Origin of the sequence: Streptomyces sp. NPDC051243, from assembly GCF_044455405.1 — a bacterium.
GTDB lineage: Bacteria > Actinomycetota > Actinomycetes > Streptomycetales > Streptomycetaceae > Streptomyces.
The window spans coordinates 127872-153870 of the sequence record NZ_JBITES010000017.1 but is presented as its reverse complement, the minus strand read 5'-3'; the positions used below and the strand labels follow the sequence as shown (position 1 = coordinate 153870).

At 72.5% G+C, this 25999-nt stretch carries 28 protein-coding genes; 13 read left to right on the top strand and 15 right to left on the bottom strand.

Annotation, left to right across the window (positions count from 1 at the left end):
- Positions 1 to 29: 29 nt before the first annotated feature.
- A complete protein-coding gene (locus tag ACIBAG_RS36200) occupies positions 30 to 740 on the bottom strand; it encodes a lipoprotein (RefSeq protein WP_399111159.1) in 711 nt (236 codons plus the stop codon).
- A 104-nt stretch (positions 741 to 844) separates the two neighbouring features.
- Between ACIBAG_RS36200 and ACIBAG_RS36195 the strand changes: the two genes are divergently transcribed.
- The gene (locus ACIBAG_RS36195) at positions 845 to 1636 is read left to right on the top strand and encodes a maleylpyruvate isomerase family mycothiol-dependent enzyme (protein ID WP_399111157.1); all 792 of its coding nucleotides are present in this window, start codon (positions 845 to 847) and stop codon (positions 1634 to 1636) included.
- A gap of 1 nt (position 1637) precedes the next feature.
- On the opposite strand, the gene ACIBAG_RS36190 is transcribed toward ACIBAG_RS36195, so the two are convergent.
- On the bottom strand, positions 1638 to 2264 hold the full coding sequence (locus ACIBAG_RS36190; RefSeq protein WP_399111156.1) for an NADPH-dependent F420 reductase: 627 nt from the start codon (positions 2262 to 2264) through the stop codon (positions 1638 to 1640).
- 262 nt (positions 2265 to 2526) lie between these two features.
- On the opposite strand from ACIBAG_RS36190, the gene ACIBAG_RS36185 reads away from it, so the two are divergent.
- Positions 2527 to 3165, top strand: coding sequence for a class I SAM-dependent methyltransferase (locus ACIBAG_RS36185; RefSeq protein ID WP_399111154.1), 639 nt, complete (start codon positions 2527 to 2529; stop codon positions 3163 to 3165).
- 203 nt (positions 3166 to 3368) lie between these two features.
- Here ACIBAG_RS36185 and ACIBAG_RS36180 read toward each other — a convergent pair whose 3' ends face one another.
- Both ACIBAG_RS36180 and ACIBAG_RS36175 read right to left on the bottom strand, forming a co-directional pair.
- Positions 3369 to 4958 (bottom strand): glycerol-3-phosphate dehydrogenase/oxidase, encoded by a 1590-nt coding sequence (locus ACIBAG_RS36180; protein ID WP_399111152.1) that lies wholly within the window; start codon positions 4956 to 4958, stop codon positions 3369 to 3371.
- A complete protein-coding gene (locus tag ACIBAG_RS36175) occupies positions 4955 to 5554 on the bottom strand; it encodes a TetR/AcrR family transcriptional regulator (RefSeq protein WP_399111150.1) in 600 nt (199 codons plus the stop codon). Before ACIBAG_RS36175 ends, ACIBAG_RS36180 begins: the two co-directional genes overlap by 4 nt.
- A gap of 73 nt (positions 5555 to 5627) precedes the next feature.
- Here ACIBAG_RS36175 and ACIBAG_RS36170 point away from each other — a divergent pair, with 73 nt between their 5' ends.
- Positions 5628 to 7226: an FAD-binding oxidoreductase gene (locus ACIBAG_RS36170; protein ID WP_399111148.1), complete on the top strand. Its 1599-nt coding sequence runs from the start codon at positions 5628 to 5630 to the stop codon at positions 7224 to 7226.
- 96 nt (positions 7227 to 7322) lie between these two features.
- Positions 7323 to 8204 (top strand): YegS/Rv2252/BmrU family lipid kinase, encoded by an 882-nt coding sequence (locus ACIBAG_RS36165; protein WP_399111147.1) that lies wholly within the window; start codon positions 7323 to 7325, stop codon positions 8202 to 8204.
- A 45-nt stretch (positions 8205 to 8249) separates the two neighbouring features.
- On the opposite strand, the gene ACIBAG_RS36160 is transcribed toward ACIBAG_RS36165, so the two are convergent.
- Positions 8250 to 8615 carry a helix-turn-helix transcriptional regulator gene (locus ACIBAG_RS36160; protein ID WP_399111146.1) on the bottom strand — a complete coding sequence of 122 codons (366 nt, stop codon included), beginning with the start codon at positions 8613 to 8615 and terminating at the stop codon, positions 8250 to 8252.
- 130 nt (positions 8616 to 8745) lie between these two features.
- Here ACIBAG_RS36160 and ACIBAG_RS36155 point away from each other — a divergent pair, with 130 nt between their 5' ends.
- From ACIBAG_RS36155 to ACIBAG_RS36145, 3 genes are all read left to right on the top strand, one after another.
- On the top strand, positions 8746 to 9525 hold the full coding sequence (locus ACIBAG_RS36155; protein WP_399111145.1) for an ANTAR domain-containing protein: 780 nt from the start codon (positions 8746 to 8748) through the stop codon (positions 9523 to 9525).
- Positions 9526 to 9571: 46 nt separating this feature from the next.
- Entirely contained in the window at positions 9572 to 10024 is a 453-nt protein-coding gene (locus ACIBAG_RS36150) for a flavodoxin family protein (protein ID WP_031486262.1), read from the top strand.
- Positions 10025 to 10221: 197 nt separating this feature from the next.
- The gene (locus tag ACIBAG_RS36145) at positions 10222 to 12237 is read left to right on the top strand and encodes a DUF1996 domain-containing protein (protein ID WP_399111264.1); all 2016 of its coding nucleotides are present in this window, start codon (positions 10222 to 10224) and stop codon (positions 12235 to 12237) included.
- A 202-nt stretch (positions 12238 to 12439) separates the two neighbouring features.
- On the opposite strand, the gene ACIBAG_RS36140 is transcribed toward ACIBAG_RS36145, so the two are convergent.
- The 3 genes from ACIBAG_RS36140 to ACIBAG_RS36130 all read right to left on the bottom strand — a co-directional run bounded on the left by ACIBAG_RS36140 (position 12440) and on the right by ACIBAG_RS36130 (position 14763).
- The gene (locus tag ACIBAG_RS36140) at positions 12440 to 13189 is read right to left on the bottom strand and encodes an SDR family NAD(P)-dependent oxidoreductase (protein ID WP_399111143.1); all 750 of its coding nucleotides are present in this window, start codon (positions 13187 to 13189) and stop codon (positions 12440 to 12442) included.
- A 113-nt stretch (positions 13190 to 13302) separates the two neighbouring features.
- Positions 13303 to 14064, bottom strand: a complete 762-nt coding sequence (locus ACIBAG_RS36135) for a YqjF family protein (RefSeq protein ID WP_399111141.1) — start codon at positions 14062 to 14064, stop codon at positions 13303 to 13305.
- 48 nt (positions 14065 to 14112) lie between these two features.
- Positions 14113 to 14763, bottom strand: a complete 651-nt coding sequence (locus ACIBAG_RS36130; RefSeq protein WP_399111140.1) for a TetR/AcrR family transcriptional regulator — start codon at positions 14761 to 14763, stop codon at positions 14113 to 14115.
- Between the two features lie 75 nt (positions 14764 to 14838).
- On the opposite strand from ACIBAG_RS36130, the gene ACIBAG_RS36125 reads away from it, so the two are divergent.
- From ACIBAG_RS36125 to ACIBAG_RS36115, 3 genes are all read left to right on the top strand, one after another.
- A complete protein-coding gene (locus ACIBAG_RS36125) occupies positions 14839 to 15525 on the top strand; it encodes a class II aldolase/adducin family protein (protein WP_399111139.1) in 687 nt (228 codons plus the stop codon).
- The gene (locus ACIBAG_RS36120; RefSeq protein ID WP_399111137.1) at positions 15522 to 16451 is read left to right on the top strand and encodes a carbohydrate kinase family protein; all 930 of its coding nucleotides are present in this window, start codon (positions 15522 to 15524) and stop codon (positions 16449 to 16451) included. The genes ACIBAG_RS36125 and ACIBAG_RS36120 overlap by 4 nt, the downstream gene beginning before the upstream one ends.
- Positions 16452 to 16602: 151 nt before the next feature.
- On the top strand, positions 16603 to 17856 hold the full coding sequence (locus ACIBAG_RS36115; RefSeq protein ID WP_399111136.1) for an MFS transporter: 1254 nt from the start codon (positions 16603 to 16605) through the stop codon (positions 17854 to 17856).
- Positions 17857 to 17867: 11 nt separating this feature from the next.
- Here ACIBAG_RS36115 and ACIBAG_RS36110 read toward each other — a convergent pair whose 3' ends face one another.
- The 4 genes from ACIBAG_RS36110 to ACIBAG_RS36095 are packed head-to-tail and all read right to left on the bottom strand — an operon-like array spanning position 17868 to position 22295.
- A complete protein-coding gene (locus ACIBAG_RS36110; RefSeq protein ID WP_399111134.1) occupies positions 17868 to 18848 on the bottom strand; it encodes a TAXI family TRAP transporter solute-binding subunit in 981 nt (326 codons plus the stop codon).
- A complete protein-coding gene (locus ACIBAG_RS36105) occupies positions 18845 to 20263 on the bottom strand; it encodes an ATP-binding protein (RefSeq protein ID WP_399111133.1) in 1419 nt (472 codons plus the stop codon). Before ACIBAG_RS36105 ends, ACIBAG_RS36110 begins: the two co-directional genes overlap by 4 nt.
- Positions 20264 to 20271: 8 nt before the next feature.
- The gene (locus tag ACIBAG_RS36100; protein WP_399111262.1) at positions 20272 to 20931 is read right to left on the bottom strand and encodes a response regulator transcription factor; all 660 of its coding nucleotides are present in this window, start codon (positions 20929 to 20931) and stop codon (positions 20272 to 20274) included.
- A 17-nt stretch (positions 20932 to 20948) separates the two neighbouring features.
- A complete protein-coding gene (locus ACIBAG_RS36095; RefSeq protein ID WP_399111131.1) occupies positions 20949 to 22295 on the bottom strand; it encodes an MFS transporter in 1347 nt (448 codons plus the stop codon).
- A 212-nt stretch (positions 22296 to 22507) separates the two neighbouring features.
- Here ACIBAG_RS36095 and ACIBAG_RS36090 point away from each other — a divergent pair, with 212 nt between their 5' ends.
- A complete protein-coding gene (locus tag ACIBAG_RS36090) occupies positions 22508 to 22723 on the top strand; it encodes a hypothetical protein (RefSeq protein ID WP_399111130.1) in 216 nt (71 codons plus the stop codon).
- An 84-nt stretch (positions 22724 to 22807) separates the two neighbouring features.
- Here the strand turns inward: ACIBAG_RS36090 and ACIBAG_RS36085 are convergent, their stop codons facing one another.
- The 3 genes from ACIBAG_RS36085 to ACIBAG_RS36075 form a co-directional block, all read right to left on the bottom strand.
- Positions 22808 to 23242, bottom strand: a complete 435-nt coding sequence (locus tag ACIBAG_RS36085; RefSeq protein WP_399111261.1) for a DUF2267 domain-containing protein — start codon at positions 23240 to 23242, stop codon at positions 22808 to 22810.
- 71 nt (positions 23243 to 23313) lie between these two features.
- Entirely contained in the window at positions 23314 to 23703 is a 390-nt protein-coding gene (locus ACIBAG_RS36080) for a DUF2267 domain-containing protein (protein ID WP_399111128.1), read from the bottom strand.
- A 122-nt stretch (positions 23704 to 23825) separates the two neighbouring features.
- Positions 23826 to 24263 carry an Hsp20/alpha crystallin family protein gene (locus tag ACIBAG_RS36075; protein ID WP_031488033.1) on the bottom strand — a complete coding sequence of 146 codons (438 nt, stop codon included), beginning with the start codon at positions 24261 to 24263 and terminating at the stop codon, positions 23826 to 23828.
- Positions 24264 to 24396: 133 nt separating this feature from the next.
- On the opposite strand from ACIBAG_RS36075, the gene ACIBAG_RS36070 reads away from it, so the two are divergent.
- Both ACIBAG_RS36070 and ACIBAG_RS36065 read left to right on the top strand, forming a co-directional pair.
- On the top strand, positions 24397 to 25092 hold the full coding sequence (locus tag ACIBAG_RS36070) for a type III effector protein (protein WP_399111125.1): 696 nt from the start codon (positions 24397 to 24399) through the stop codon (positions 25090 to 25092).
- A gap of 391 nt (positions 25093 to 25483) precedes the next feature.
- Positions 25484 to 25963, top strand: coding sequence for a hypothetical protein (locus ACIBAG_RS36065; protein ID WP_399111124.1), 480 nt, complete (start codon positions 25484 to 25486; stop codon positions 25961 to 25963).
- Positions 25964 to 25999: the final 36 nt, after the last annotated feature.

The following is a 25999-nucleotide window of genomic DNA, read 5'->3' as shown; positions in this document are numbered from 1 at the left end:
CTCGCGCCGGACATGCCTGCACCGGCCGCTCAACTGAGGCGCAGGGTCCGCTTGGCGAGTTCGTAGGCCGGCAGCATCTCCCGGTGCTCCTCGGTGTCCATTCCGCCGAGGTGTATGACGACCGGGCCCCGCTCGGTGACGACGGCCAGCGCGGACTCCTCCTTCGTCTCCTCCAGCAGCTTGCTCGTGAAGAGGTACTTCACCTCGGCACCGGAGAGGCCGCCCGCCTTGAACGCGCTGTACCTGGCCTTGCTCGTGTCGTTCTCCGCCGCGACGAAGGCCTCCAGCACGGCGCGTGGGTCGTCGTCGCCCGGCTTGCCCGTCCAGACGCGGAGGAAGCCGATGTTCCCCGCCGGCTTGGCGTCGACCTCACACGCGGCCGCCACCGGCCCCTGGCGCAGGATCGCGTCGGCGATCTCCTGGGCCAGCTCGGCCTCCTCGGGGTCGGCGGAGGCACCGTCGGCCGCCTTCTCCCCGGCCGCCCCGGCGTCGATGGCCTCCGCCTCCCAGTCCTCGGCGATGTCGAAGGCGACGGGCAGCTCACAGGCCGATCCGGCGGGGCCGACGGTGCCGCCGCTCTTCACCGCCGTACCGCTCTCGCTCTGCGTGTCGGCCGCCGCCGAGGCACTGGCCGACGTCCTCGTGTCGTCCTCCGCCGCCCCCGCACAACCCGTCAGCACCCCGGCCAGCAAAGCCGCCTGGGCCAGTCCTCGCCGTACGTTCCCCGCCCCCACCGGCATCGTGATCTCTCCCCACCCGATCCTGCTTCCGATCTTGCTCAGGCGGCCCACAGTATCCGAGCCCACTGACAGGGAGGATCGCTGCCCTGCGGCATCATGAGGCGATGACCTCGCTGACCTTCGACCGCTACTGCGACGAGATCGTCGACCAGACCGAACGGCTCACCGGTCATGTACGGGGCGCGGACCTGAGCGCGCCGGTGCTCTCCTGCCCCGGCTGGAACCTCGGCCAACTGGTGCGGCACGTGGGCGGCGACCACCGCTGGGCCGAGGAAATCGTACGAACCCGCGCCACCGGCCCCATCCCCGACGGCCTGGTGAACGACCTGTCCGGGTACGCCCGCGAGGACGAGGCGTTCCTGATTCCGTGGCTCATCGAGGGCGCCGCGCGGCTCAGCGCCGCACTGCGCGCCGCCGGTCCCGACGCCCAGGCCTGGAACCCCTCCGCGGAGCGGTCCGCGCCGGTGGAGTTCTGGGCCCGGCGCATGACCCACGAGACCGTCGTGCACCGCGCCGACGCGGCCCGGACGGCCGGGGCCGAGTTCGCCCTGGACGCCGACCTGGCCGTCGACGCGGTCGAGGAATGGCTGGAGTACTCGACCTTCCCCGAGGCGTTCGAGCCCGCGCCGGACCTGCCCGACCTGCTCGGCCCCGACCGCACGCTCCACTTCGACGCGACCGACGCCGGGGAATGGGTCGTCGACCTGACCGGCGAGCGCCCCGTCTGGCGCACCGGGGCCGACAAGGCCACGGCGACTGCGTGCGGGCCGGTGACCGATCTGCTCCTGTACTTCTACAAGCGGCCCGCGCCCACGATCGTGACGCAGGGCGACACGGCGCTGCTCGATCTCTGGCGGACCCGCGCCGGCTTCTGGCTGGAGGCGCCCGGCGAGTGAACTAGCCGGCGGCGCGCGCGACCACGTTGATGTTGAACGCGTGAGCGCCCAGCCCGTCGGCGATCCCCATGAAGAGGAACGCGAAGTGCTCCTGCCCGCGCGCCGTGGTGATGCCCCCGATGTCCAGCTGGGACGACGGCGGCCAGCCGAGGTCGGCGAGCAGCCGGCCGGTGGTCCGCTTGGCCTCGGTGTCGTCGCCGGAGAGGAACACGGTGCTCGGACCCTCCAGACTGCCCGGCGCGATCATCACCGTGGAGTCCATGGTGCACAGCGTCTTGACGACGGGGGTCTGGGGAAAGGCCTGCTGGATCTGTTCGCCCAGGCTGCTGTTGGGGTGTGAGAGCTGGGTGTAGTCGGGGGAGAGGCCGACCGCGACGTCGATCAGGAGGGTGCCGGTCAGGGCCGGTGCCCCGATGGAGCGCAGCACTTCCACGGAGACGTCCCCCGGGGTGGCGTTGACCAGTACCTCCGCGTGAGCCGCCGTGGCGCTCAGGTCTGCCACGGGCAGACCGAGATCCGTGCGGTCCTGCGGGCTGCGTGAACCGAGGAGCACGTCGTGCCCCGCGGCGCTCCACCCACGGGCCAGTGCTCGTGCGACATTGCCGGTGCCGAGAAGTCCAATTCGCATGCCGTGACGCTAACCGCCCACCGCCGCCCGCCGGATCGGACCGCGGGCCCAGGTGAACCCGCTCCAAGGTCGTAGTCCTCTGGTCGCCCGCCCGCCCGCCCGTCGGCACGGCGCGCGAGGTCGGCCAGGGGGCGCCTTTGCCGAACCGGCAAGAACCTTTGGCCACCTCCGGTGCGTACCGCAGGCTTCTTGAGGTGGACCGGCAGCACGCGTTCGGCCGAGTCCCTGCGCACCATCACACCCTCGCATCCCAGGAGGCACCATGACCGAGACCCCCGCCACGAGGGCAGCCGAGTTCTGGGAGGCCCGCTACCGGGACGGCGGGCCTCTGTGGAGCGGCCGCCCCAACGCGCTGCTCGTCCGCGAGGCCGGCGACCTCCCGCCGGGCAGCGCGCTCGACCTCGGCTGCGGCGAAGGGGCCGACGCGGTGTGGCTCGCCTCGCGCGGCTGGCGGGTCACGGGCGTCGACATCTCGCACACCGCTCTGGAACGTGCCGGCGTGCACGCGGCGGAGGCCGGAGTCGGCGACCGTACGGCGTGGGAACGGCACGTGCTGGGGGAGTCGTTCCCCGAGGGGTCCTTCGACCTGGTGAACGCTCAGTATCTGCAGTCGCCGATCCCGTTGGACCAGCGCCGGATTCTGCGCCGGGCGGCGGACGCGGTCGCCCCGGGCGGCACCCTGCTCATCGTCATGCACGCCGGCTGGCCGTCCTGGCAGACCGAGCCACCCTTCGAGGCGGAGTTCCCTACGCCGATGGGCGTCCTCGACGAACTCGCACTGAAGGCGGCCGACTGGACCGTGGAGACGCTGGACACGGTGCGCAGGGCGAGCGTGTCACCCGAGGGCGAGGAGGGCTACCGGGACGACCACGTGTGGCGGATCCGGCGCACGGACACCTGACCGAACCCCGCGGTCCGCCAAGCGCTGCGAGCCTCCGCACCACGCGGTCCTCTGCACCCGGCCGTCATCCGCACCCCGCGGTCCTCTGCACCCGGCCGTCATCCGCACCTCGCGGTCCTCCACACCCGGCGGCCCTCCGCACCACGCAGTCCCCCACACCCCACAGATCCCGACACCCGCAGCCCCCCTCACTCTGCGGCCCGCTACATCTCACCCACCCCTGCCGACACCTCGTCAAGCACGCGGCGTGCGGCGTCCAACGCGGCCGCGCGGTCGGCGGGCACCAGTCCGATGCGGGTGCGCCGGTCCAGCAGGTCGGCCTCGTCCAGGGCCCCTTCGTGGCGTACCGCCCACAGCAGTTCGGCGCCGGTGACGGGATGACCGGGCAGTACCGGTTCGTCGAGCCGGGGATCGTGCGCGCCGAGCGCCCGGACGGCCGCTGCCTCGGTGCCGTAGCGCTGGACGAGGCGGCGCGGTGCCCGGACGGAGCCGAGGGCGTCCGGCGACGCGGCGCCGACGAGGGGCAGGGAGGCGGTGGGGGAGGGGCCGGCGGTGAGTCGGCGGGTGGCGACGGCGGCGTCGACGGCGTCCTCGGCCATGCGCCGGTAGGTGGTGAGCTTGCCCCCGACCACGGTGATCACGCCCTCCGGCGAGGTGAGGACCGCGTGGCGACGGGAGATGTCGGAAGTGCGCGGAGCCGCGCCCGAACCGGCCGACGGTGTGGTGTCGAGCAGCGGGCGCAGTCCCGCGAACGCGCCGACCACGTCGTCGCGTTGGACCGGTACGTCCAGGACCGAGCCGAGGACGTCGAGAAGGAACCCGATGTCCGTCTCGGGAGCTTCCGGGACGTCGGGGATGTCACCTTCGACGGGCTCGTCGGTGAGCCCGACGTAGACGCGGCCGTCGCCCTGGGGCAGGACGAGGACGAAGCGGTTCGTCTCCCCGGGGACCGGCACGTGCAGCCCCGCGGGCAGCGGGCCGAGGTGGTCGGAGCGCAGGACGAGGTGGGTGCCGCGTGAGGGGCGGATCCGGATGCCCTCGACCAGACCGCCCGCCCAGACGCCGGAGGCGTTGATCACGGCGCGGGCCCTGATCTCGCCCTCCTCGCCGGTGAGTTCGTCACGGATCACGGCGCCGGACGCGGTGAGCCGCAGGGCCCTGACCCGGGTAAGGATCCGGGCGCCGTGGGCGGCGGCGGTGCGGGCGATCGCGGTCACCAGGCGGGCGTCGTCGGTGAGCCGGCCGTCCCAGGACAGCAGGCCGCCGCGCAGGCCCTGGGTGCGCAGAGCGGGCGCCAGGTGCCGCGTCTCCACGGTGGAGAGGCGGCGCGGGGCGGGCAGGGTGGCTCGGGCCGTGCGGGCCGCGAGGCGCAGGGTGTCGCCGGCCCGGAATCCGGCCCGGGCGAGGGCGGACTGGCCACGGGATACCAGCGGCGTCAACGGCAGTACGAACGGCTGGGCCCGCACCAGGTGCGGTGCCGTGCGCTCCATCAGCACCCCGCGCTCGACGGCGCTCTCGTGGGCCACGTCGAGCTGCGCCGAGGCGAGATAGCGCAGCCCGCCGTGGATGAGCTTGCTGCTGAAGCGGGACGTGCCGAAGGCCAGGTCGTGGGCGTCGACGGCGGCCACCGTCAGTCCACGGGCCGCGGCGTCGAGGGCCGCCCCGGCGCCGGTCGCGCCCAGCCCGACGACCAGGACGTCCACGGCCGGACCCCCGACGGTCTCGGTCAGTTCGCGCGAGCGCCGCGCGGCCGACAGTGAGGAACCGGGCAGTGGGGGAGTGGCAGTGCTCATGGGGTGAGGGTCCTCTCCAGAAGGCCGCGCAGCTCCGCGAGGAAGGCCTCGCTGTTCAGGTCGGTGTCGTCCTCGTCGGTCATGGTGCGCAGGGAAAGCGTGAAGGACTGGACGACCAGCAGCAGGGCCCGCGCCTGGCGTTCGGCATGCCCGGCGCGCACCGACCCGTCGGCGTGGCCCTCCCGTACGGCATCGCCCAGCAGCGCGAGGAGGGCCTCCTGGCTCGCGCCCCGGCGGTCGAGGACATAGGGCAGCAGCAGTTCGGGATCGACGTCGACGATCTTCCGGAACAGCGGATGGGCCCGGAACGCCGCCACCCCCGCCACCAGGCCGTCGACGATCAAGGTGCGCGCGTCGGCCCCGGGTCGCGGCTCGGGCAGGGCCCCGGTGGCCACCGCGACCCACTCGCGGGTCATCAAGTCCCCCACCAGCGAGCGCACATCGGGCCAGCGCCGGTACAGCGTCATCCGGGAGACCCCCGCGCGGCGGGCCACGTCGGTCAGCGTCGTACGGCGGACACCGACGGCCAGGACACAGTCGCGCACCGCGTCGAGCACCGCGTCGCCGTCCGAGTGGTTGTGACGAATAGGCGTCATGTGTCACAGTGTAACGCCTGCGAGGCCGTCCGGGACACGGCATCGCTCGAACCGACCGGTGAGGACGACCGCCATGGACATGTTGTGGAGCGGCTGGGGCGACCCGGCCAAGGCGGCGCCGCTGCCCGAGACCGTGACGGGGCTGCTGCGCGATCTGCTCGGCGTGAAGCCGCGCACCGCCGGGCCGGTCGCCCTGGAGGACATCGCCGTACCCGAGTCGCGGCTCGAAACCGCCGCGCGCCAGGCCCTGTCCGCTGCCGTGGGGAGCGAGGAGTACGTCCTCCTCGACGCGGAGGCCCGCATCCGCCACACCCGCGGCAAGTCCACCCCCGACCTGCTGCGAATCCGTGAGGGCGACGTCGACGACATCCCCGCCGCCGTCGTACTCCCCGCCGACCACGACGAGGTGGCCGCCGTGCTGCGCGCCTGCGCCGAACACGGCCTGTCCGTGGTCCCGTTCGGCGGCGGCACCTCCGTCGTCGGCGGCCTCGCCCCGACCCGGCGCGGCCCCTTCGTCGCCCTGGACCTGCGCCGCATGGACCGGCTCCTCGCCCTCGACCCGGTCTCGCGCACCGCCACCCTTCAACCGGGCCTGCGCGCGCCGCAGGCCGAGGCACTGCTCGCCGAACAGGGCTTCACTCTCGGCCACTTCCCGCAGTCCTTCGAATGGGCCACCATCGGCGGATTCGCCGCCGCCCGTTCCAGCGGCCAGGCGTCCGCCGGTTACGGCCGCTTCGACGAGATGGTCCTGGGCCTGACCCTCGCCACCCCCGAGGGCACCATCGACACGGGCAGGGCACCGCGCTCGGCGGCCGGCCCCGACCTCCGCCAGCTCTTCCTCGGCTCGGAAGGCGCGTTCGGCGTCATCACGTCGGTCACCGTGCGGATCCGCCCCGTCCCCCGGACGCGGGTGTACGAGGGCTGGCGCTTCACCTCCTTCGAGGAGGGCGCCGCCGCCCTGCGCCGCCTCGCCCAGGACGGGCCCCGGCCGACGGTGCTGCGGCTGTCCGACGAGACCGAGACACTGATCGGCCTCGCCCAGCCCGACGCGATCGGCGCCGCCCTCGCCGGGCAGCAGCCCACCGGTTGCATGGCGATCACCGGCTACGAGGGCACGGACGAGGACACCGCATACCGCCGCGAGCAGGCCGCCGCCGTCCTGCGTGAGTGCGGCGGAACCCCCCTCGGTGAGGAACCGGGGCGGCGCTGGGCGCACGGCCGCTACTCGGCGCCCTACCTGCGGGACTCCCTGCTGGACGCCGGGGCGTTCGCCGAGACGCTGGAGACGGCGGCCTTCTGGTCACGTGTCCCGCAGCTGTACGCGTCCGTCCGCGAGGCCCTCACCAGCACGCTCACCGAGTCCGGCACCCCGCCCCTGATCATGTGTCACATCTCCCACGTCTACGAGAACGGCGCCTCGCTGTACTTCACCGTGGTCTGCGCACAGGGCGACGACCCGGTGCCGCACTGGGAGAAGGCCAAGCGCGCCGCCAACGAGGCGATCCTCGACGCGGGCGGCACCATCAGCCACCACCACGGCGTGGGCACCGACCACCGGGACTGGTACGTCCGCGAGGCGGGCCCGCTGGGCATCGAGGCGTTGAGCGCCGTGAAGCGCCGACTGGACCCGGCCGGCCTGCTCAACCCCGGTGTCCTGCTGCCCCTCGACTGACCTGCCGTCAGTCCGCCGTATCCGCTCACCCACCTCCCGCCTCCCGACCCTCCCGCCTCCGGCAGCACCCGCCCGTCGGCCCGAAAGGCACCCCCGATGCGACAGTTCACCGCCATCGTCAACCCCACGGCCGGCGGATCCGCCTCAGCGGCCGCGCTGCTGCAGGTGGCCCGGCAGCTGCGGGAGGCCGGGGCCGGCCTGGAGACCGAGTACAGCCGCAGCCTGGCCCACGCCCGGGAGCTGGCCCTGGACGCCGGGAAGCGGGGCCGGGTGGTGCTCGCGGTCGGCGGCGACGGCATCGCCGGCGGCATCGGCGGAGCCCTCAGCGGCACCGACGCCCTGCTCGGCCTGGTCCCGGCAGGCCGCGGCAACGACTTCGCCCGGGCACTGAACCTGCCCGCCGACCCGACAGAACTCGCGCGGGTACTGCTCCACCACGAGCCCCGGAAGGTCGACACTATCGAGGTCGAGTCGGCCGTCCATCACCGCACGGTGGTCCTCGGCAGCGTGTACGCGGGCGTCGACGCACTCGCCAACCGGCACGCCAACAACGCCACACTGCTGCGCGGCGCGGCCTCCTACTACGCCGGCGGACTGCGCGCCGTCACCACCTGGCGCCCGGCCCGCTACCGGGTCACCGTCGACGGCGAGGAACACCTCCACACCGGCTACACGGTCGTCGCCGCCAACTCCGGCTACTACGGCTCCGGCCGCCTCATCGCCCCCGACGCCCGCCTGGACGACGGCCTGCTGGACGTGGTGATGATCCGCGAGGCACCGCGCCAGCTGTTCTTCGCCTTGATGAACGACCTCAAGACCGGCGCCCACATCCACCGCCCCCAGGTGCGCATCCTGCGGGGCAGGGAGATCCGTATCGAGGCCGATCGCGCGGTCCCCTACGGCGCGGACGGTGAGGTGGAGGCGAACCTTCCGGTCACGGTCAGGGTCCTGCCCGGAGCGCTGCGCGTGCTGTGCTGAGCCCTCGTCAGGGGCGGCACGTGTTCGGACCGGTCCGGTGGCCGCTCATCCGCCGTCCACCGGCATGCGCTGACGCGCGGCTCTCAGCTGATCGGAGTTCGCGCTGCGATCGGCCTCGTCCTGGACGAGCAGCGAGAGCAGTGCGGCGACCGGCAGTCCGGCTTCGGCGGGGTGACGCAGCACCTTGTCGGGCTCGATCTGGTAGGTGTTGGTGCGTCCCTCACGGACATGGGACAGATAGCCGTCCCGCTCCAGATCCGAAATGATCTTCTGGACGGCGCGTTCGGTGAGCCGGCAGCGCGCCGCGATATGTCGAATGCGGACGCTCGGATTGTCCGCGATGGCCGCCAGGACACGGGCGTGATTGGTCAGGAATGTCCATCCGGTGTGCGACTCAGGGCCTCCGTCCATGCCCCAAGACTACGACAGCGCGTTCACGTATACAAAAACACGTACTGCGTTTCATGTATCTATTGACGTGTACGACAGTTCCGGTTCAGTCTGGTACGGAGACGGGGAGCACCTGAGGGAGAGGCAGGTCATGCCGGAGCTCGCGTTCTGTGCGCAATCCCCTACCGGGGGCGCCGCTGACCGGGTGGACACCACGGGCGCACCGGCGGCCGGCCGACCACGCGCGCTGGTCACGCACCTGCGCCCTGACGGTGATCGGATCACCGTGAAGGTCCGCGGGGAGATCGACCTCGACACCAGCGAACAGTTCCGCACCGACCTGCGCCACGCACTCAACCGATCGGTCCGCGGCATAGACCTGGACCTGGAGGGCGTCACTTTCTGCGACTGCTCAGCCCTCAACATCCTCCTCACCCTGCGCCACCGGGCCCTGGAGCAGGCCAAGACGGTCGCTGTCCAGTCCACGAGTACGGCAGTCGATCGCCTCCTGACCCTGACCGCCACCCGGTCGCTGTTCACTCGCCCGCCTGGACTGACCACCGCGGCCGACCCCGCACAGGACACCGACATGACCGACGAGCCCGACCAGGACCTGCGGATCGAAGTCGCCCAGCTGCGCCGGGCCATGCAGACCCGGCCGACCATCGATCTGGCCCGGGGCATCCTGATGGCCTCGTTCAACCTCACCTCCGAGGAGGCCTGGACGGTGCTCGTCGCGGCCTCCCAGAACACCAACACCAAACTGCACTCGCTGGCCGGGGACCTGGTCCACGCGATCAAGGGCGACGCACTGCCCGAGGCGATCCAGGAACAGCTGTCGTCCGCGGTCGCCAGGGTCAACTCCTCCTCGGGAGTCACGGGTGGCGGGGCGGAGGACGAGGACCCCGACGCCGCCCAAGCCGCCAACTGAACCGTCGCGGTTGCGCGGATCCGCGGCGCGGCGGCAGGGTTCGGGTGTGCCTACCTTGCTGATCGTGCATCACACCCCCTCGCCCAACTGCCAGGCCATGCTCGAAGCCGTGATCTCCGGAGCCACGGCGCCGGAGATCGAGAACGTCGACGTCGTACGACGACCGGCGCTGTCGGCCACGGCGGCCGACGTACTCGACGCCGACGCCTACCTGCTGGGCACCCCGGCGAACCTCGGCTACATCTCCGGGGCCCTCAAGCATTTCTTCGACCAGGTCTACTACCCGTGCCTGGACGCCACCCGAGGCCGGCCCTTCGGCTACTACGTGCACGGCGGCAGCGACGTCACCGGAGCGGTCCGGGCGATCGACTCCATCACGACCGGGCTCGCCTGGCGACGCGCCGCGCAACCCGTGACGGTGACGGGCGAGCCGGGCAAGAACGACACCGAGGCCTGCTGGGAACTGGGGGCGACGCTCGCCGCCGGACTCATGAACTGACCCCGGCCGGCCCCTCGTTCCAAGAGATTTCTGTGAATTTCCGAGGCGGTTGAACACGACGCGGCGCGTCTGCGTATGGGACCGGGGGATTTTCATGCCCTGAACCGACCACGAGGCGTAGGAGTACTTCCTTGGGACGCAGCACGCGAAGACGCCCCACGGGCGCACGGCGCGCGACCTTTGCAGCGGTCGCGCTGATGTTGGGCGGCGGCGGCCTGGTTGGGGCCAACGTCTACGCCTCGGCCACCGAGGACGGCGCAACGGAGCAGGCCCGGACGCTGTCCTCCCCGGCGGGCACGATCGACTGCCCGGATGTCGGCAGCAAACTGACGGCCGTACCGGACGGCGCGACGGAGGACGTCGCCAAGGAACTCGCCCTCCTGGACCAGCAGATCGCCGACGCCTACCAGCGCCTGCAGGAGTCGGCCCAGGCCGTCCAGCAGGACGCGGGCTTCGCCGACAGCGCGATCATGACTCCGCTGAAGGACAAGCGCACGGCGACGATCGAGCGCATCGCCATCGCCATCGAGCGCCTGGGGGACCGGCCACAGGGCCTGGAGTCCCTCGCCCCCTGCACCCTGCGCGCCGCCGACAGCGGTGACGGCGACGCCGGCCAGAACGAGGGCGGCGACAACCAGGCGGGCGCCGACCAGGGCGGCCAACAGCCGGAGAACGGCGGCCAGACCGGTGACGCGGGCCAGCCGGGCAACGGCGGCCAGGCCGGAAACGGCCCCGTCGCCGCCGACTTCACGGACATCACCGCCGTACAGCCCAACGTCACCGCCCCGGCCGTGCAGCAGGGAGCCTCCCGAGGCACGTTCGCCACCAGCTGCGGCGTGAACGAGAACGGCCTGTTCAACTCCGACAACGTGATCGTGGCCCCCGGCGTCTCCAACGGCGCCCACCACTTCCACGACTACATCGGCAACCAGTCCAACGACGCCTTCGCCAGCGACGAGGACCTGGCGAACGCCGCGACGACCTGTGTCGACCAGGGCGACAAGTCCACGTACTACTGGCCCGTGCTGCGCCTGCAGAACGGCACCCAGGAACAGGACGCCAACAAGCCCGGCGGCGGCATCGAGGGCAACGCCGGCGAGATCGTCACGCCCAAGGACGTGACGCTGACGTTCGTGGGCAACCCGCGCGGCAAGGTCACCGAGATGCCGCGGCTGCTGCGCATCATCACCGGCGACGCCAAGGCGTTCGTCAACGGCACCGCCAACGCCAACGCCTCCTGGAGCTGCACCGGCTTCGAGGACCGGCAGCTCAAGGACAAGTACCCGCTGTGCCCGCAGGGCAGCGACGTGGTGCGCACCTTCAAGTTCCAGAGCTGCTGGGACGGACAGAACATCGACAGCGCCAACCACCGCACCCACGTGGCGTTCGCCGCGGCCGACGGCAGCTGCCCGAACGGCTTCACGGCCATCCCGCAGCTGGTGCAGCGGATCGTCTACGACGTCGACGCGCCGAGCCTCCAGGACGGCGGGCGCACGACCCCGCTGTTCGCGGTGGACTCCTTCCCCGAGCAGCTGCACAAGCCCGTCACCGACCACGGCGACTTCATCAACGTCTTCGACGAGGACCTGATGGGACAGATGGTCGACTGCATCAACGAGGGCCGATCGTGCGGCGTCGGTGCCGACGACCCGGGCCAGGAGGAGCCGACCGAGGCCCCCACCACCCCGCCGGCCGGGAACGACGACCCGAAGCCCGGTGACGGCGGCAATGGCGACGGCGGCGGCGAGCAGACGGATCCCCCGGCGACCGAGGAACCGGCGACCGAGGAACCGGCGACCGATGAACCGGCCACCGAGGAACCGGCCGGCGAGGCGCCCGCGACGGAGGAGCCCGGGCAGGACGAACCCGGCAACGAGGCGCCCGCCACGGAACCGGCTCCGGACGACGAGCCCACCGTGTCCAGCACGGTCGCGCCCAAGTCGTACGGCACGCCGTCGGCCGACGCGGACAACGATCAGGCACAGGGCGGATCCGGCGACGGAGACGACGACGCGAACGCGTCGGGCGGCGCGGCGCAGACGCAGCCGGCCGGCGTCGGTGACGACACCGAGGACAGCCTGGGGACGAAGCCGCAGGCCGTCGGGGGCAATCTGGCCGAGACGGGCACGACGCTGTGGCCGGCCGCGGCGGGGGCCGTGCTCCTCATCGGCGGCTTCCTGGTGCTGATCCGAGCCAGGCGCAGCGCCCGATGAGGCCGACCACGCAATGGAGCGGCGCATGACGTGCTGACGTCGCACAGGGGCCCGGACCGGCCTTCCCGGTCCGGGCCCCTGGCGTACGCCCTCCTGCGCCGCCTCCCCGGGCCACCGGGTCCCGCACCGCACCGTCTCCCGGGGCCGCCGCGTCCTAGGTCGTGTCCGCGTCGCGGGGCAGGCGGGACTTTGCGGACACGGCCTAGTCCACGATGGCGCCGCAGGAGATGTTCACGTCCGTCGCGGTGAGCGTGCGGGCCCGGTCGGAGGCGACGAAGGCGGCCACGTCGCCGACGTCCGCGAGCGTCGCGGCACGGCCGAGCTGCGTCGCTCCGACCAGGCTGTCCACGATCGCGTCCCGGCCGGGAAACCCCTCGGGCAGGGTCTCCGGCACCCCGCCCGACTTCAGCGTCACCACACGGATGCCGTGCGGGCCCAGCTCGATGGCCCACTGGCGGCGCAGTCCCTCCAGCGCGTCCAGCGCGATCTTGAAACCGCCGAGGCCCGGCAGCGTCTGCGGGCCACCGCCGCCGAAGGCCAGGATCACCCCCGTACGGCGGGGAATCATGTGCCGGGCCGCCGCCCGCGTCGTCAGGAACTGCGAGCGCGTCGCGGTCACGATGGGCTGGAGGAAGTCCGCCTCCGAGATCTCCATCAGCGGCTTCTGGACATCCCCGTATCCGATGGCGTTGAACGAGATGTCGATCCGTCCGGCCTGCGCTGCGACGCCGTCGACGAACGCGTCCACCGCCGCCCCCTCCCGCGCGTCGACCACGGCGGACTCGGCCGTCCCGCCCGCGGCTCGGATGTCCTCGGCCGGCTTGTCCAGCGGCGCTGCGTCACGGCCCGCGAGAAAGACCCGCGCGCCCTCGCGGGCGAAGGCGCGCGCCGCCGCCCCGCCGATGGGACCGCTCGCCCCGTACACCACCGCGACCTTGTCCTCGAGCAACATGATCTCGATCTCCGTCCCGATCGGGGGCTGCCGAACGTCCGGCCGCGCGACGCGGCCCAGCCCTCATCCGATACGTCGGTGCCGGGACCCGGGATTCGACACGCCCGCGCGGATCACGGCGTGGGGATGCCCGCGGGTCGCGCCGGACGGCCCAGTAGGACCGGCACGCCGGGGGAGTACAGGACGCTGGCGGGCGCGCCGCTCGGGGCGGGCAGACCGGCCGCGGTGACCAGGTTCTCCTCACAGGTCAGCAGCTCGGCCCGGTACAGCGGCCACCGGGGGTGGTGGTTCGGCAGGTACGCCAGCGGCTCGGGACCGCCGAAGAAGGCGTTGTGCATGCCCCAGCGCGCGGTGAGGAAGTGCTCCAGCTCGGTGGGTTCCGAGATGCGTTCACCCCTCCGCACGGTGATACGGCTGTACGCGCCCCGTGGGCCGGGCCAGCGCCGGGAACTGGTGTAGGTGACCGTGTCGCCGGCCGTGCGGACAGCCATCCGGGACCACAGGTACGGCAGCCGGAAGCCGACGCGTCCCATCACGACCGGGATGAGCCGCGCGGCGTCCATCGACCGGAACACGACACCACGCCGCCCGTGCGCGTCCACCGAGTACAGGCGCACATTGGTCTCGGGAAACGTCCCCAGATACGGCACCCCGGGCAGCCGCAGCCAGCCGACCCGGTGCATCCGGAACGCGACCAGGCCGACGTAGGTGAGGCCGTCGTGCGTGTCCGGAACCGTCCCCTCGGGCAGCAGTCCGGCCACCACGTCCGGTGCGACGGCCCAGTGGACGAAGGTGAGGTCGAGCCACTCCTGGGTGAGCAGCGGCGTGCGTATGCGGGCGGGCGCGTCCGGGGTGACGGGAGTGGGTTTCGGCACGACGACAGAATGACAGAGCCGCTGTCCGCCCGACGGCGACGGCCCGCGTCAGCGATAGCGCGCGGCGACACCTCCGAGGTGGGCGCGCAGCATCGACTTGGCCTCGTCCAGGAGGCCGGGATCGCCCTCGGGGTCCCGGCGGAACGCCTCCTGGGCGAGGGCGTCGGCGGCGAGGACCGCGGCGTGCGCGGCGCGGGCGAGTGCCTCGTCGTCGCGGGCGAGGTCCAAAGCGAGCAGGACGCGCCGGACGCCGTCGGCCATCCGCCGCTTGTGCGCGCGGTCCGCCGCGCGGGTCTGCTCGGTGAGGCTGCTGCCGAACCACAGGGCCCGGAAGCCGTGCTCGGTGCGGTAGATCGCGGCATAGGCGTCGATCAGCACGCCGACGGGATCCTCCCACTGCTCGGCCGCCGCGGCGCGGACCAGATCGTCCATCGCCGACTCCAGCCGGACGAAGTAGCCGGCCGCGAGGGCGTCGATGACGGCGTCCCGGTCGGGCAGGTACTGATACAGCGAGCCGACGGAGACCTTGGCCTCGGCCGCGATCCGGGTGGTCGTCAGCGCCCGCACGCCCTCACGGACCAGGACCCGCTCGGCGGCCTGGAGGACCCGGGCCAGCCGGGCCTTGCTGCGCGCCTGCTGCGGAGTGCGGCGCAGGGGGACCTGCCAGGTGCCGCCGGGCTCCGGGACCGGATCTCCCATGCACGGCCTCCGAACATGAAGATGAACGTGAATGTGAACATGACATTGTTTCATGTTTAGGCTAGCGTCGCGCACATGACAGGCTCAAGGCCGGTGCTTGGTCCAGAACGCGCCGCCGTGGCCGAGGCGTGCCGTCGGCTGGGCGCCGAGGGCCTGCTCATCGGGACGGCCGGCAACGTCAGCGTGCGAGTGGAGGACCGCGTCGCGATCACGGCGACCGGTGCGGTACTCGCCGAACTGACCGACGACCAGGTGACCGTGGTGGACCTCGACGGAAACATAGTGTCGGGAACGCTCGAGCCCACCTCGGAACTCGACCTGCACCTGGGTGTCTACCACCGCTACGGCACCGGCGCGGTCGTCCACACCCACGCCCCCATGGCGACCGCGCTGTCCTGCGTCCTCGACGAACTGCCCTGCATCCACTACCAGTTGCTCACCCTCGGTGGCTCGGTGCGCGTGGCACCGTACGCCACGTTCGGCACCCCGGAACTCGCCGAGTCGGTCCTCACGGCACTGGAGGGCCGCAGCGCCGCGCTCATGGCCAGCCACGGCGCCCTCACCCACGCACCCGCCCTGGCCAAGGCCGTCGAGCACGCGCTGCTGCTGGAGTGGGCGTGCGGCGTCTACCAGCACGCCGCCGCCCTCGGCACGCCCCGTGTCCTGGACGAACACCAGCAACTCGCGGTGATCGAGGCCGCGATCGCCCGGAACTACGGCACCACCCACCCCGTACCGCCTGTGCAGGAGGGAAACCGATGAAGGTCATCACGATGGGTGTGCACGTGCTGGACGTGCTGGTGCGGCCGGTGGAGGCGATACCCGAGGGCCAGGGCGCGACGCTGGTGGAGGACATCAGAATGACCGCCGCCGGGACCGCCGGCGGAACGGCACTCACCCTCGCCAAACTCGGCGCCGCCGTACACAGCGCCGGGGCCATCGGCTCCGACCCCACCGGCGACATGCTGATCCAGCTCCTCGGCGCGGCCGGCATCGACACCCGGTACCTCGTCCGCCGCACGGACACCCCCACCTCGGCGAGCGTCCTGCCCATCCGGCCCAACGGCGACCGGCCGTCGTTGCACCTCCTCGGCGCCAACATCACCTACGGCCCCGACGACGTCCCCTGGGACGCCATCACCGAGGCGACCCACCTCCACCTCGGCGGCCCCGAACTCATCGGCGTCGACACCGCCACGCGCATCCTGTCGCACGCCAAGGACCATGGCGTGGTCACCTCGGTGGACCTGCTCGCCCCCGGCGCGCTGGGCAGTTTCGAACAGCTCGAGCCCGCCCTGCCGTACGTCGACCACATGCTGCCCAACGAGGACCAGGTCCTCGGCTTCACCGGTGAGAGCGACCTGACCGCGGGCGCGCACAAACTCCTCGACGCCGGAGCCGGCCTGGTGGCGGTCACCCGCGGCGGCGACGGCGCACTCCTCGTCACACCGGAGGGCACCGAGCAGGTCCCCGCCTTCGCGGTCGACGTGGTGGACACCACCGGCTGCGGCGACGCCTTCTCGGCCGGCTTCGTGCGCGGCATGAGCCTGGGCCGCACACCGTACGACTCCGCCGTCCTCGGCTGCGCGGCCGCCGCACTGGTCGCCCAGGGCCTCGGCAGCGATCACGGAGACTTCGACCTCGCGGCGGCCGACGCCTTCGCCGCGACACACAAGCCCCGCTCATGACGACACGCGAGGGGGCAGCCGGCACATAGGCCGCGCGGAGCGTACGTGTACAGCCGTCACGCGGGTGCACTGTGTTGCGGCCGGAATCGGGTCCGTCGGCGCGCTGGTGGCTGGGTAGCGCGTCTCCTCGACGTGCCCGACGGAGACATCGGTGTCCTACCGCTCCCTGCTGCGTGTGGCAGGCGCGGGCTTCTTCCCGCTGGGGTTCCTGGCCCGCCTGCCCTACGCGTCCTCAGCCCTGGCCACGCTCATCCTGCTTCAGTCGTCGACCCACAGCTACGCCTTCGCCGGCCTCGCCGGTGCGGCACAGAGCACCGCCATGGCGGTGAGCGGCCCCGTGGTCGGGGCCCTGGCCGACCGCCACGGTCACCGGACCGTCGGAGCCGTCGCCGCACTGGCCAACTTCGCCGCCTGGGCCGGGCTGCTGGCGGCGAGTCACGGCACCCGGACGGGCATGCTGATCGCGGCCACCCTCGTAGGGCTCACCCAGCCCCAGGTCGGTCCCCTCGTGCGGGCGCACTGGTCACGGCTGCTCAATGCGCGCGGCGAGCGACAGCTGCTGTCGGCGGCCCTGTCGTACGAGGCGTCCGCCGACGAGGTGAGCTTCGTCGCCGGACCGGCGGTCGTCGGGCTGCTGGCGTCGGTCGGCCCTCTCGCCCCCGCGGCACTGACCATGGTCCTGATCGCGGCCGCCACCCTGCCGTTCGCCCTGCTGCACGCCCACCGCGCCATCCCCCGGCAACCCTCGGCAGGACACCGCGAACCGCCGCTGCCCGGTTGCCCGTTGGCCGTCATGGTGCTGGCGATGGTCGCGATGGGAGGGGTCTTCGGTGCCGTCCAGACGGCCGTCACGGTGTACGCCGACACCATCGGCGAGCCCGGCGCGGCGGGGGTCGTCTACGCGGAGTTCGGCATCGGAAGCGCCCTCGCCGGGGCCGCCTGTGCCTGGCTGCCGCAGCGGTTCTCCCCGCGCGCCCGGTACCTCACGTTCGCCGGGCTGCTCTTCGCGGGCACGCTCGTGCTGTTCGCCGGGGCGCGGACGGTGTCCATGCCCGCCGCTGTCGCCGTGGCAGGCTGCACCGTCGCGCCGTACATGATCAGCCTGTACGCCCTGACCGCACGCCTTGCCCCCGAACGGCGGGCCGCTGCCGCGATGACGATCCTGTGCGCCGGCGGCCCGCTCGGCACAGCCGCCGGGCAGGCCCTGTCGGGCTCCCTCGCGGAGACCCACGGCACCGAGGGCGCACTCGCGGTGGCGGTCGCGGGCGGTGCCTTCCTGCTTGCTCCCTCAGTGGTCATGGCCGATCGGGGCCGCGAGGTCTGGATCATCGACAGCGTTCCTGTGCGGCAGCACAAGGCGGCGCCGGGGCCGGGAGGGTCCGCACGGGGCCGCGACGTGGGCTGACGGGCGCGTGCCTAGCCGTGCAGTTCGCGGTAGGCGGCGACCGCCCCCTGGTGCAGCGGCACGACGCCCGTGGAGATCAGGCTACGGACGTCGAGGAACTGGGTGCCGAGGGCCGTGGCCGGGACGAGGTGGGTGGCCCGGCGCACCAGGACGTCGGTGAGGGCGGCCGCGACGGGCGGGGGCAGGTCGGGGCGGCACAGCAGGAGGTTGGCCACGCCGATGGTGGCCACCTCGCGCGTTCCCCGGTACGCGCCGGCCGGCACCGTCACCGCCTCGAGGCCCGACCCGGAGATTTCCGTGCCGGCGCGCAGTCGGGGCAACAGGCCGGCCAGTGGGAGGAGGCGGATGCCGAGCCGGGACAGGACCGGCAGCGGTACGCCGCCCGACACCAGCAGGGCGTCGACGGCGCCGTCCCGCATCGCGTCGGCCGCCTGCGGGAGCAGCAGGTGACGTACGTGGACATCGGTGCCCGGAGTCAGGCCCGCCGCACGGAGCAGGCGGTCGCCGAGGACGGCACCGCCGGACGCGGGCGCACCCAGCGAGACGGTGCGCCCCGCCAGGTCGGCGACGGTGCGGATCGGCGCGTCGGCGCGTACGGCCAGCTGGAGGTAGTTCTCGTAGACACGACCGATCGCACGCAGCGGGACTGGGCGGGCGAACGGCGCCGAACCGGCGTACCCGGCCCACGCGACGTCGGCCAGTGCCAGCGCCACCTCGGCCCGTCCCGCCTGCAGCAGTCGTATGTTGGCCACGCTGGCCTCGCTGTGGACCACCTCGCAGGACAGCCGCGGGTAGGCCAGCCGCACCTGGTCGGCAAGCAGCTCGCCGAAGGCCGCGTAGAAGTTGCCGGACTCGCCGGTCGCGATCCGCAGCCTGCCCTGCGGGCCGCGGTCCGTGTGCCGGGCGTCGGCTGCCGCGGCGGCCGCGAGCAGCCCGGTGCACGCCGTGCCGAGAGCGGCGTGCAGAACGGTGCGGCGGGCGGGTCCGGTCATGGCGTACGGTCCTTCGGTCCCGAAGTGCCGTGCCGGGCCCGGGGGAGTACGACCCGGACGCGCAGCCCGTGCGGGTCGGCCGTGGCGAACTCGACGCGCCCGCCACGCCCGGCCACCAACTGCTGGGCGATCGCCAGCCCCAGGCCGCTGCCGCGTACGTCCCGGTGGCGCTCGGAGCGCCAGAAGCGGGTGCCGGCCCGGGGGAGCTCGCCGGCGGCGAGGCCCGGGCCGTCGTCCCGTACCTCGAACACCGAGTCAGGGCCCTCGGTGAAGCAGCGTGCCTCGACGTGGGCACCGTCCCCGGCGTACTTGATCGCGTTGTCGAGCAGGATGTCGGCCACCTGGGCCAGTTCGCCCTCCGCGCAGGTCATGAGGACGGCGCGGCCGGGCTCGAACTCCAGGCGGACTCCGGCCCGTTCGGCCACCGGCCGCCACAGCTGAGCCTGTGCGGCGGCGACCGCCGTGGCGTCGCACCACGCTTCCCGCGTGCCCGTCACCGCCAGCTCCCCGGCGCGGTGCTCGGCGTTGGCGAGGGCGAGCAGGTCGTCGAGGAGGTGCTCCATGCGTTCGAGTTCGGCGGTGACACCCGTGTACGTGCGGGTGGCGGACGCCGGCAGGCGGGGCTGGAGCGAGTCGATGCGCAGGCGCAGCGCGGCGAGCGGGTTGCGCAACTGGTGGGAGGTGTCGGCGACCAGGCGGCGCTGCTGTTCCTGAGCGGTGGTCACCGCGTCGGCCATACGGTTGAAGCCGGTGGCCAGCTGACGCAGCTCGGGCGGGCCGCCGGCCCGGGCGTGCTCGGCGGGCAGTCCCGCCGCGAGCGCGCCGACCGCGCGGTCCAGGTGGTGGAGTGGCCGTACGACCCAGCGTGTCGCGGCCCGCGCGAGCAACACGCACGCCACGGCGAACAGACCGGCGCCGGCCAGGACGAGGGCCCAGCGCAGGGCGATGTCGTCGGCGGCGTCCCGCACCGAGGCGCGCAGCACCACGGCGCCGGTCACGCGGGTGCCGGTGCCCACCGGGCGGGCGAGCAGCTTGTCGGCGCGGGACCACGGGCGCAGCGTGCCGCCGGGCGAGACGGGCTGGTTGCGCAGCGCCGCGTCGACGAGCCGGGCCACTGCCGGGTCGGCGGCGCGCAGGCCGCCCGTCTGCACCACCGGGGCGCGGCGGGTGTCGACGACCACGACCGCCTCGCCGTACAGCTCCGTGTACCGGGTGGTCTCGGCGGTCAACGCGCCGATGTCGCCGCTCTCGGCGGCCTGGTCGGCCAGTCCGGCGAAGCGGTCGAGGTCGGCGGTGCGGGCCGCGACGAGCTGCTCGGTGCGCTGGGTGGCGGTGACTCCGAGGAGCGGGACGGCGAACCCGGCCACCGCGAGCACGGCGAAGGCCAGGACGACGGTCAGTACCCGGGTGCGCATGGCCCGGTTCAGCCGCCGAACCGGTAGCCGTAGCCACGGATGGTGGTCAGCACCCCGGGCCGGCCCAGTTTGGCCCGAAGCTGGGTGAGATGGACGTCGAGCGAGCGGGACACCGCCAGATAGGCGTCGCCCCACACCTCGTCCATCAGCTGCTGACGGCTGACCGCGGTACCGGCCCTGGCGGCCAGTGCGGCAAGGACAGCGAACTCCTTGGTGGTGAGTCGCACCTCGGCACCGCCCACCGTCACCCGGCGCGCGTCGAGGTCGACCTCGACGTCAGCGGCGAGGACCGTGCGCGGCGCCGGAGCGGCGGGTGTCGTGGCGCGACGCGTCACCGCCTCCATGCGGGCCAGCAGCTCGGCCAGCCGCACCGGCTTGACCAGATAGTCGTCTGCCCCCAGCCGCAGACCGCGCACCACCGACCGCTCGTCGCCCCGCGCGGTGAGGACCACCACCGGCAGACCGCTCACCGCACGCAGCTTGCGCAGCACCTCCAGCCCGTCGAGGTCGGGCAGCCCGAGGTCGAGCAGCAGCAGGTCGGCCTGGCGGTGGCGGGCGAGGACCTCCTCGCCGCGCCGCACCCGGGTGGGCAGATGACCGTGCTCGTACAGGACCTCGGTCAGCGCACCCGCCACCCCGTCGTCGTCCTCGGCCAGCAGCACCCGCACGGTCGCCACCCTCCCGATCAGTCCCTTGCCTCGCTCTCCAGCGGCGATCCGTCCGACGTCTCGCGCATCCGAATGTAGACGAGCAGCGAGATCAGGACGCAGGCGGTGACGTAGTAGAAGTACCAGCTCTCGTGACCCGCGTTCTTGAACCACAGGGCGACGTACTCGGCGGTCCCGCCGAACAGGGCCACCGTCAGCGCGTACGGCAGGCCGACGCCCAGCGCCCGGATCGACGTCGGGAACAGCTCGGCCTTCACCACCGCGCTGATCGACGTGTACAGCGAGCTGACCGCCAGCGGCCCGACCATGAGCAGGAACGCGTACACGGGGTCGCTGGTGCGGGACAGCAGGGTGAGCGAGGGCACCACGACCAGGGCGCCCAGCGCGCCGAACGCGATCAGCATCGGACGCCGGCCCACCCGGTCCGACAGCATCCCCATGACCGGCTGCAGCGCCACGAACACGACCAGGGCGAAGAAGTTGATCCAGGCAGCCGTCGGCTTGGCGATGCCGCTGGTGTTGACCATGAACTTCTGCAGGTAGGTGGTGTACGTGTAGAAGAACAGCGTGCCGCCCATGGTCAGCCCGACGACGACCAGGCACTGCCGCGGGTAGGACAGCAGCATCCGCAGACTGCCGCGCGCCGGCCCGTGACCGTCCCCCTGTGCGCCCTCCTCGGCCGCCGCACGCTCGAAGCTCTCCGACTCGTCCATGCCGCGCCGCAGCCACAGCACGACGATCGCCCCCGCCGCGCCGACGACGAACGCGACCCGCCACCCCCACGCCTCCATCTGGGAGCCGCTGAGCACCTGCTGCAGGACGATCTGCAGACCGAGCGCCGTCAGCTGACCGGCGATGAGCGTGACGTACTGGAAGCTCGAGTAGTAGCCGCGCCGACCGGGCGAGGCCACCTCCGACATGTACGTGGCCGAGGTCGAGTACTCACCTCCGACGGACAGGCCCTGCAGCAGCCGCGCGGTCACCAGGAGCAGCGGCGCGGCGACCCCGATCGCCTCGTACGACGGCGTCAGCGCCACGATCAGCGAACCCGCCGCCATGAGCGTCACCGACAGCGTCAGCGCCGAGCGCCGCCCGCGCCGGTCGGCGTACCGCCCCAGCACCCAGCCGCCGATGGGCCGCATCAGGAAGCCGACGGCGAACACCGCGGCGGTGTTGAGCAGTTGGGCGGTCTGGTCGCCGGACGGAAAGAACGCCGCGGCGAAGTACACGCTGAACGCGGTGTACGCGTACCAGTCGTACCACTCGATCAGGTTGCCGATCGATCCACGCACGATGTTGCTGACGACCCTGCGCTCGCCGCGACGCGTCTGCCGCGCGCCCGCTGCCGTGGTCTGTGTGGCCATCGAGAACTCCCTTGTCTGCGGCCTGGGAGCTCACAGAGTCGACGGCACGACAGAGCCGTTCAACATCGCGAACCAAGTCCTAACAGTCCCTTAGGGCTGTGGCTGCGCGGGAGGCACCCGCGGGCACGTCCTCGGCCGCTCGGCCCAACGCGTCGCCTCGCGGACGGCAGGCCCCGCATGCGCGTGGGCGCCCCACGCCGCACTCTGGTGCCATGGCAAGCACGCAGCCCGTCGTCGTCTACCCGCCCGCCGAGGACGGGGGGCGGCGGGTGCGCGCGGACGAACACTTCCTGGGAATGGCGTACGGGCTGCTGGACGTGGCCGACTTCCTGCGCCGGACGGGAATCGAGGACGCTGATCCGGAGTACGTACGCCGGTCCGGGCTGATCGAGTGGCGCGGTGGCGGTCCGGACGTATGGGAGGGCTGAGCGCGGCGAGGGGTACCGCGGTCGTGCCTGCCGGGCCTCGGCTGGTGGGGTGCGAGGCCCGGCGGCGCGGAACCCCGGGCGGAATCAGGCTGCCGGGGTCAGTTCGGCCTTGCCGAACAGGAGGGCGAAGCCCGTGGGGAGCTGGGCGATGACGCGGCTCAGGAGGTCGGGGCCGGCGAGCCGGGCGACGACGGCGAGGACGGTGCCTGCGTCCCAGCGGGCGGTGGCCGGGGTGCCGCCGGTGTGGGCGGCGAGGTCCTTCACGAAGCCCCAGCCGGTGAGTTGTTCGGTGGCGGGGACCTGAGCCGTGAAGATCCGGGCCGCTTCGAGAGGAAGCCGGGCGGCGAGTTCGACGCGTTCGTCGCCGGTGAGCTGCCGGCCCAGTGCGGCGAGCACCTGGCGGACGACTTCCTCAGCCCGTTCACGGGTGGGGTACGCGCCTTCGTATCGCACCCTTTCCAGCAGCTGGTGGTACGACATGGCCGCTGTGGGGCGGGCCGGTTCGGACTGCGGGAACATCGAGGTCAGGGTTGCCTTTCCAGTGTCGGTGTGGTGGGTCAGGTGGTTCATGGGCGCCTGGTGCCTGCGTCTCACACCTGCTGAGGCGCGCCGAACAGCAGGTCGTATTCCGGGGGGAGCTGAAGCAGGATGCGGCGCATGAGGTCCGGGCCTGCCGCGTCGGCGACCACGCTGAGGACGGCGCCGACGTCCCATTTGGCGGTCTCCTCGGTGGCTCCTTCGATCCAGGCGGCGGTGGCTCTGACGAACCGCTCGGGGTCCAGCGGCTCGGCAGCCCGCAGCGGGTTGAGCAGGATGACGGCGTAGGTCTCCGGCAGCCGGGCGGCCACTTCGGCACGCTCCTCGCCCACGAGGTGGGCGCCCAGCAGGGCGAGGACGACGCGGGCCGCCCTGTCCGCCTCCTGCTGTGAGGGGTATTCGCCGCGTTCCTCGACCGCGTCCAGGAACGCGTCCCATCGCATGTGCACCACCGTGCTGCCCCCTTTCGACGGTCAGGCGCGCGGAGGGCGGCCGACGGGGACGGCCGAAGGGGAGGGGGACATTCCAGCCCTCCGCGCGCGGTCAGGAATTCTGCAGGCGCCGCTCAGCCGCTGATCTCCTTGCGCCCGGTGCCCCCGGCGCTGATCGAGATCTTGCGCGGCTTGGCGCGCTCGGCGATCGGAATCCGCAGGGTCAGGACGCCCGCGTCGTAGTCGGCCTTGATGTGGTCGACGTCCAGCGTGTCGGCCAGCATGACCTGGCGGGAGAAGACGCCGAGCGGACGCTCGGACAGCTCCATCTGCACGCTGTCGGCCTTGGCGACCGGGCGGCGTTCCGCCTTCACGGTCAGCATGTTCCGCTCGACGTCGATGTCGATCGCGTCCGGCGAGACACCCGGCAGATCCAGGGCGATCACATACTCGTCGCCCTCGCGGTACGCGTCCATCGGCATCGGGGCCGGCTGCGACCAGGTGCCGGACGTGCCGAAGAGCTGCTGGGTGAGACGGTCGAGCTCACGGAAGGGGTCGGTGCGCATCAACATCGGTGAACACCTCCAGTGCTTTTGGCAGTACCTGCCAATGCGCTTCACCTGACTCCGTTGTACCATGTCATCGAAACGATGACAAACCCAGATGTCGTCGAAAGGATGACGCGCCATCTCGGAGGAAAACTCGATGTCAGCAGCCGAGCCGGCCGGCCGGAAGACCCGTGGCCGGCCGCCCGAAGGAACCCAGGCCGGCCCCGCCTCGTTCCTCGCGGCAGCCGCCGCCCTGAGCGCCATCGACGAGGCGCTGCAGGCCGCCGACGCCCTGCACGACGACGAGCCGCCCGGAGCGGACCCCGGTCCCGAGCAGGTCCTGGCGGCGCTGATGCTGCTGCGCGAGGTGCGAGACCGGCTCGCGGGCTGGGAGACGGGCCTGATCGAGTCGGCCCGCGAAGCGGGAGCCAGCTGGGCCGATCTCGCCGGCCCGCTCGGCGTCGCCAGCCGTCAGGCGGCGGAGCGCCGCTATCTCCGGCTGCGCCCCGGGGCCACCGGCTCCACGGGCGAGCAGCGCGTGAAGGCCACCCGCGACCGCCGCGCCGCGGACCGCTCCGTCACCACCTGGGCCCGCGACAACGCCGCCGACCTGCGCCGCCTCGCCGGTCAGATCACAGCGCTCACAGACCTCCCCGTCGCCTCCCGCTCCTTGATCCACCGCATCGACGAGGCCCTCGCCGCCGATGACGCCGCCCGTCTCATCACCCCTCTGACCGAAGCCCGCCCCCACCTGACAACCGCCCACCCGGACCTCGCCGCCCGCATCGACGCCATCACCGGCCACGCCGAGCAACTGCGCCAGAACAGCGACGCGCGGCGCCGCAGCGGCTGACGGTGGTCAACGGCGGTTCGGCTCACGTGGGTTGCCGCGGCTCGTGGCACCCCACAGCCATGGGAGCGGCGCCAGCGGCGTGCGGCGGGACGGGTGTGGCGACGGGAGAGCCGCCGCCTCATGAGCGTGAGCGCGGGCGGCCCACGTGAGCACCCCCCTTACTGTGCCCTTTCGAGGATTTCTCGTGGACGGGGAGGATTCCTCACGGACGGGATGGAACGGGGGCGGTGGCCGACGCGGGGCCTGCCGGTGGCGGTGAGCCCGCTCGCCGCCCCGAATCGATTCCGGACCCGACAGCGGTATGAGTACAACCTCGGAGTCGGCTGACTGGTCTTTACCACCGTACGGACCAATCCGGCGTTCCAGTACAACTCGGTTCAACGGGGGAAACATGAGCCAGATCTGCGACCACCAACGCAACCAGAACCGCACCCGCACCCGCACCCGTCGCGCCGCGATCGCGGCCGTCACCGTCCTGATGGCGTGCGTCCTCGGGGCGGCAGGTGCCGGCACCGCGGGCGCCGGCACCGCGGCACCGCAGACGCGGCAGATCGCCTCGTCCGTCCTGGGCAGTGACTACAAGTTCACGCTGACGGCGGTGAGGTCGGACAGTGACGAGTACGCCGCATCCGTCCGGCTGCAGGTCTTCACGCAGACCGGGGGAGCGTGGAAGGAGTCCGACCGGGTCACGGTGGGCGACGTCGACGGGTGGTTCTGGTATCCGCTGACGGGCAGCGGTGCCGTCTGTGAGTTCGCGACCGCCGGCACGGAGCCCGCGCCGCTGACGGTGAGTCTGCTCGTCACGCCGTCCATCGGTTGCTCCGAGCCGGCGCACTACGTCGTGAAGGACGGCAGGGTTTTCGCCGGCTGACCGGCGGGGACCGGGCGGCGTCCGTACGGCCGGTTC